The organism is Ureibacillus endophyticus (genome assembly GCF_003628435.1).
Classification (GTDB): Bacteria; Bacillota; Bacilli; order Bacillales_A; family Planococcaceae; genus Ureibacillus; species Ureibacillus endophyticus.
Genome location: NZ_RBZN01000036.1, coordinates 25,153 through 31,569, shown reverse-complemented (window position 1 = coordinate 31,569; position 6,417 = coordinate 25,153). Strand labels below are relative to the sequence as shown.

General features: G+C 35.5%; 8 protein-coding genes. 7 read left to right on the top strand and 1 reads right to left on the bottom strand.

All coding sequences use genetic code 11. From position 1 onward, the window contains the following. Positions 1-182: 182 nt before the first annotated feature. The 6 genes from D8M03_RS12970 (at position 183) to D8M03_RS12945 (ending at position 5,112) form a co-directional block, all read left to right on the top strand. Entirely contained in the window at positions 183-719 is a 537-nt protein-coding gene (locus D8M03_RS12970; protein WP_211330925.1) for an LOG family protein, read from the top strand. Between the two features lie 195 nt (positions 720-914). Further along, the gene (locus D8M03_RS12965) at positions 915-2,141 is read left to right on the top strand and encodes a threonine synthase (RefSeq protein WP_121215253.1); all 1,227 of its coding nucleotides are present in this window, start codon (positions 915-917) and stop codon (positions 2,139-2,141) included. A gap of 17 nt (positions 2,142-2,158) precedes the next feature. Further along, positions 2,159-2,824 carry an amino acid ABC transporter permease gene (locus tag D8M03_RS12960; protein WP_121215252.1) on the top strand — a complete coding sequence of 222 codons (666 nt, stop codon included), beginning with the start codon at positions 2,159-2,161 and terminating at the stop codon, positions 2,822-2,824. Then, entirely contained in the window at positions 2,805-3,482 is a 678-nt protein-coding gene (locus D8M03_RS12955; RefSeq protein ID WP_121215251.1) for an amino acid ABC transporter permease, read from the top strand. The genes D8M03_RS12960 and D8M03_RS12955 overlap by 20 nt, the downstream gene beginning before the upstream one ends. Positions 3,483-3,496: 14 nt before the next feature. Next, the gene (locus D8M03_RS12950) at positions 3,497-4,240 is read left to right on the top strand and encodes an amino acid ABC transporter ATP-binding protein (RefSeq protein ID WP_121215250.1); all 744 of its coding nucleotides are present in this window, start codon (positions 3,497-3,499) and stop codon (positions 4,238-4,240) included. 11 nt (positions 4,241-4,251) lie between these two features. Then, entirely contained in the window at positions 4,252-5,112 is an 861-nt protein-coding gene (locus tag D8M03_RS12945; protein ID WP_121215249.1) for a cysteine ABC transporter substrate-binding protein, read from the top strand. A gap of 58 nt (positions 5,113-5,170) precedes the next feature. Here D8M03_RS12945 and D8M03_RS12940 read toward each other — a convergent pair whose 3' ends face one another. Next, positions 5,171-5,551, bottom strand: a complete 381-nt coding sequence (locus D8M03_RS12940) for a sodium:proton antiporter (protein ID WP_121215248.1) — start codon at positions 5,549-5,551, stop codon at positions 5,171-5,173. Between the two features lie 230 nt (positions 5,552-5,781). Between D8M03_RS12940 and D8M03_RS12935 the strand changes: the two genes are divergently transcribed. Beyond that, complete coding sequence (locus tag D8M03_RS12935) at positions 5,782-6,405, top strand: RraA family protein (protein ID WP_245987587.1); 624 nt, start codon at positions 5,782-5,784, stop codon at positions 6,403-6,405. Positions 6,406-6,417: the final 12 nt, after the last annotated feature.

Here is a 6,417-nt window from a genome sequence, read left to right as displayed (position 1 = left end):
AAAACAAGGCGCAACCTTTTCGGAATGTTTGTCAAGAGCGATTGTCACCTCGTGCGGAGAGTACTTTCCGCCCTGAACGCTTGTGATTTTCAGTTTTTCATAGAAGTTTTGACACTACCTAACGATTAATTAATATTTTCAGATTATAATATATTGTATCAAAATGGTTTGGAGGAATAATCATGAACGTTGCCATATATTGTGGCTCACAAACAGGGAAAAGTCCCATTTATATGGAAAAGGCAAAAGAACTTGGAGCACAGTTAGCAAGCGCTTCAATCGGTATTGTATACGGTGGTTCTAATGTTGGGCTAATGGGAGCAGTAGCTGATGCAGCACTAGCCAATAATGGGAAAGTAATTGGCATAATGCCGGAACATTTACAAAAGCGTGAAATTGCTCATCTACATTTAACAGAAATTCATTTTGTCGATTCAATGCATGTTCGTAAAAAGAAAATGATCGATCTATCAGATGCTTTTATTGCTTTACCAGGTGGTTGTGGCACACTGGATGAATATTTTGAAGTCTTTACATGGGCACAAATTGGTCTGCATAATAATCCAGTTATTCTTTACAATATCAACGGCTTTTATGATGCATTAATTCTTCACTTTAACAAAATGATTGAAGAAGGCTTTATTCGAGAAGAGCAAAGGGATATTCTACAAGTCGCAACATCAGCAGAAGATATATTAGAAAAATTAAAAAAAGTTTGAGTAGTTCAGTAAAATAATGATTTATCTTATTATTTTTAGAAATATTACCAAAACATAGTTGACTAATTGGAAAAGTGAGATTAATATAATGTTAGTTTAATAAAATAATTAGTTGATTGGTTAAACCAAAGACTACAATTCTTCTCTTTTTTAAGGGGCTAATTGTGGTCTTTTATTTTTTAGGAGGAGAAAAAAATGAAAGACTTCAGTTATATTTCACATTTAGAGTGCCCAAAATGTGGCGAAACATACGAGGAAAATAAAGTACAACAACTATGTAAATGTGGTTCGCCGTTATTAGTTCGCTATGATTTAGAAAAAGTAAAAGCGAATGTAACAAAAGAGGAGATTTCTAAGAGATCAAATACCTTATGGCGCTATCATGAATTACTTCCAGTGCATAGTGAAGAGAATGTTGTAACACTAGGTGAAGGGATGACACCATTTGAAAAATTCCCAACACTTGGAGCTGAATATGGAATTAACAATTTATACATAAAAGATGAAGGAATTATTCCAACAGGATCTTTTAAAACTCGCGGGGCAAGTGTTGGTATTTCAAAAGCAAAAGAACTTGGCGTAAAACAGCTTGCAATGCCTACAAATGGTAATGCAGGTGCAGCATGGGCGTTATATGCATCAAAAGCTAACATTAAAGCAACAATTGTTATGCCTCTAGATGCCCCTCAAATTACACGCAAAGAAGTATTTGTTGCTGGCGGTGACTTACATTTAATTAACGGTTTAATTAGTGATGCGGGTAAAGTAGTGGCAGGATTAGTACAAAATCAAGGTGTGTATGATGCTTCTACATTAAAAGAACCGTACCGTATTGAAGGTAAGAAAACAATGGGCTACGAAATTGTAGAACAGTTTGGTTGGAAAGTACCTGATGTTATCCTGTATCCAACAGGAGGAGGCGTAGGAATTATTGGAATCTATAAAGCAATTCTTGAAATGCAAGAATTAGGCTGGATTGAAAAAGGTAAATTCCCACGTTTAGTAGCAGTTCAAGCTGAAGGCTGTGCACCAATTGTAGATGCATGGAAAAAGGGAGAAAAAGAGTCTAAGTTCTTTGAAAATTCAACAACTTGTGCATTTGGGATTAATGTTCCGAAAGCATTAGGCGATTTCTTAGTATTAGAAGGCGTTTATGCAACAGAAGGCTGTGCAATCGCGATTTCAGAAGAAGATTTATTAGCGGCTCAAAAACAAGTCGCATCTTTAGAAGGTAACTTCATCTGTCCGGAGGGGGCAGCTACATTTGCTGCTGCAAGAATTCTTCGCCAGCAAGGATGGATTAAAGAAGATGAGCACGTTGTATGTTTGAATACAGGACTAGGATTAAAATACCCAGAAACTGTTGAAATTGAAGGAGTTCAAACACTTCAACCTGGGCAAGAATTGTACGTAAATAATTAATCGTTAGTGGTGGGAAAATGACATTTGATTGGCAATATATTGTAGATGTATTACCACACTATAAAACGGCATTGTGGTTAACGCTAAAGCTTGCAACCATTGGGATCGCTTTTGCCATTATTGTTGGAATGATTTGTAGTATAATTCAATATTTCAAAGTGAAAGTACTAAGTCAAATCGTTCAAGTATATTTAGAAGTTGCACGGAATACACCACTTTTAATCCAATTATTCTTTTTATATTATGGGCTACCGAAAATTGGGATTACCTTAAGCGGTGAATTATGTGGGATCATTGGACTAACGTTTTTAGGTGGGAGTTATATGGCTGAAGCATTCCGAGCTGGGATGGAAGCTGTTACAAAGTCCCAAATCGAAACAGGTAAAGCAATTGGTCTTAGTAACTTACAATTAATGCGCTATGTAATTATTCCACAAGCGTTTTCCTATAGTGTTCCTGGTTTTGGAGCGAACTGTATTTTCCTATTAAAGGAAACATCCGTTTTTAGTGGTATTGCTATTTTAGAACTTACAAATACAACGAAAAACCTAATGGGTATTTTTTATAAAACAAACGAAGCATTATTAATGCTAGTTGTTGGTTATTTAATCATTTTACTTCCTTTAACATTGTTTTTAACTTGGCTTGAAAGGAGAGTAAGACATGCTGAATTCGGGAATTAGTGTCCTTTTTGAAGGTGTTAACTTGGAGCGGCTACTTCTAGGACTTCTCGTAACATTGCGAGTTGCACTCATTGCGGTCGTTATCTCAATAGTTATGGGAATCCTAATTGGGATTATTCGAACTTCAAAAAGTAAACTTGTACAAATTCTTTTCAAGTTATATTTAGAATTATTCCGAATTATCCCAATATTAGTATGGTTATTTGTTATTTATTATGTAATCCCTGCAAACTTTGATTTGAACTTAAGTGCAGAAGTAGTTGCTCTTATTGTATTTAGTTTATGGGGTGCTGCTGAAATGAGCGATATTGTTCGTGGGGCTATCATTTCATTACCAAAGCACCAAACTGAATCGAGTAAGGCGTTAGGACTCAGCGTTTCGCAAATGTATCGCTATGTGCTAATTCCACAAGCTACGAAACGATGTATACCTCCGATGATTAACTTAATTACACGGATGATTAAAACAACGGCTCTGCTCACGATGATTGGTGTAGTTGAAGTAATTAAGGTTGGTCAGCAAATTATTGAAGTAAATAATTTAGAGCACCCAACAATTTCATTCTGGATTTATGGTTTTGTTTTTTTCTTATATTTTGTTATTTGTTTCCCATTATCACGTTTTTCAAGAAAACTGGAACGCAAATGGGCAACTTAAGGAGTTGTTAGTGTATGAGTGGGCAAATTCCGATTTTAAAAGTGAAGGGTCTCACAAAGAAGTACGGAGAAAAGATCGTACTAAATGGAATTGATCTTGAAGTTGAAAAAGGAAAAGTAATTGCAATTTTAGGGCCATCTGGTTGTGGTAAAAGTACATTTTTACGCTGTCTGAACGGTTTAGAGGAAGTTCAGGGCGGAGATATTTTACTAGACAACGAGAGTTTAATTAATAAATCTACGAAATGGCGAGAAGTGCGTCAACGCATCGGAATGGTATTTCAAAGCTATGATTTATTTCCTAACTTAACAGTAATGGAAAATATCTTATTATCGCCTCTTAAAGTACAAAAGCGTAATCGCAGTGAAGTAGAGGCTCAAGCTTTAGAACTACTAGAACGTGTTGGATTAGCTGATCGAGCAAACGATTACCCAAGACAATTATCTGGTGGGCAAAAACAACGTATCGCCATTGTACGTGCTCTATGTATTAACCCAGAAATCATGTTATTTGATGAAGTAACAGCATCCCTTGACCCAGAAATGGTTCGTGAGGTGTTGGATGTTATTGCACAACTTGCGGAACAAGGAATGACGATGCTCATCGTTACCCATGAAATGAATTTCGCAAAACTAGTAGCAGATGAAGTTATTTTTATGGATAAAGGAAATATCCATGAGCAAGCCCCTGCAGAACAATTTTTCACGAATCCGCAGACAGAGCGTGCTCAACAATTCCTTAATATATTACAATTTTAGGAGGAACACACATGAAAAAGTTTTTAGTTCTTTTATTAGCTGCATTAACAGCGGTAATCTTAGCAGCTTGTGGAGGTAGTGACTCAGAAGAAAAAGCAGAAACTTCATCAGAAGCGACTTCTGCAATTGATGCAATTAAAGAGCGTGGTACTCTACGCGTAGCAGTATTTAGTGATAAACCACCATTTGGTTATGTTGATGCAAACGGTGAAAACCAAGGTTATGATGTTGTATTAGCAAAACGCCTTGCAAAAGATTTATTAGGCGATGAGTCAAAAGTAGAATATGTATTAACTGAAGCACAAGCACGTGTTGATTTATTAAAATCAGATAAAGTAGATGTTGTATTAGCAAACTTTACTGTAACACCAGAACGTCAAGAACAAGTTGACTTTGCAAACCCATATATGAAAGTAGCAATTGGTGTTGTATCTCCAAATTCTGCATCAATTGAGTCAGTTGATCAATTAAAAGGTAAAAAATTAATTGTAACTAAAGGTACAACTGCAGAAACTTATTTCATGAAAAATCACCCAGAAATTGAACTTGTGAAATATGATCAAAACACAGAGTCTTTTGAAGCATTAAAAGATAGACGTGGCGATGCAATGGCACAAGATAACGCATTATTATTTGGCTGGGCAAATGAAAACCCTGATTTCTCAGTAGCATTATCAAGTTTAGGTGATTTAGATTATATTGCACCAGCTGTGAAAAAAGGAAACACAGAATTACTTGAATGGTTAAATACAGAACTTGAAGCTTTAGGACAAGAGCAATTCTTCCACAAAGCATATGATGAAACATTAAAACCTTCATTCGGTGAAAATATTAGCGCTGATGATGTAGTAGTAGAAGGTAAAGCAGAATAATAAAATAAAAAATCCGTACTTCTTACATAAGAGGTGCGGATTTTTTGGCTAGTAAGATTTATTTTAAAATGATCGCTACTATTAAAGGAATGGTCATTAGTAGTAGTACACCAAAACTCCATAAAATTTGTTTTCCAGTAGACATATTTTTTGGCTTAATACTGATAGAATCATATAAATCATTTAAAGCTTTTTGTTCTTTTTTATATAACATTTTTTGAAATTGATCGTAATTATCAATATAGGAGTACGGTGATTCCAGACCAAAACGAAGGGAACGTATATCATCTGTTACGTCTTGGTTATCGTGAAAGTAAAGAATCGTTGGCGCTAGTCCTCCAGAAGATTTTGCAATAACGTTGATATCGAAGGTTTTCATTTTATAGCATATTTCGCCTTGCTCATTTTGATATTGTAAGACTAAACGATTCGTTTTCATATCATCACTCCCCACATTTAGTTAGTTTACCTATTTTTTAAAATACCGACATACATTAACAACATTATTTCCAATTTCCCAGTAAATAAACCTATTGAATAATGAAGAATCATTTTGCAAAAACAAGTAAAACAGTGTTAAAAGAAATAAAAAAACCTATTTAACTTAATTTAATATTCCTATATCATCTAAAATATAACAATATTTTGAAAATTAAGGGGTGTATGGAATTGGCAACAACAACAATTCAAGAAAGACTGTTTGCTTTACCTACAACAGCTATTTCTGATGCAACAGGTGGTCATACAAATGTAGCAGCAAGTATTAAGCCGCTATCTGACCATTTCAAAATCGCAGGACAAGCGCTTACTGTACGACTACCAGATGGGGAAAATGGTGCTGTATTAGAAGCAATTAGTAAAGCAAAAAAAGGGGATATTTTAGTTATTGATGCAAAAGGGAACACAAATCGTGCAGTGGCAGGGGATTTTGTTCTTTCACTGGCAAAGGGTGTAGGCATTCAAGGATTTGTTGTAGATGGAGTAATACGAGATCTTGCAGCAGTTCGAGAACTAGATTTCCCTGTCTTTTCTTTAGGTACAACAGTTGCTGCAGGTAATAAAAATGGGGGCGGAGTAGTAGGTGGCCCAGTTTCTGTAGGTGGAGTAACAGTCCATTCAGGGGATTTTATTATTGGGGATATCGATGGTGTAGTGGTAGTACCACAAGAAGATGTAGAAAAAATTGCAGAGGCTGCTGAAGCAAAAGTAGCAAAAGATGAAGCTCGTGAACAAGAAGCTTTAGCTAATGGAGAAGAATCCATTCGTGATTATTTAGCTAAGATAGTGAAATAGATTAAAAAAGGC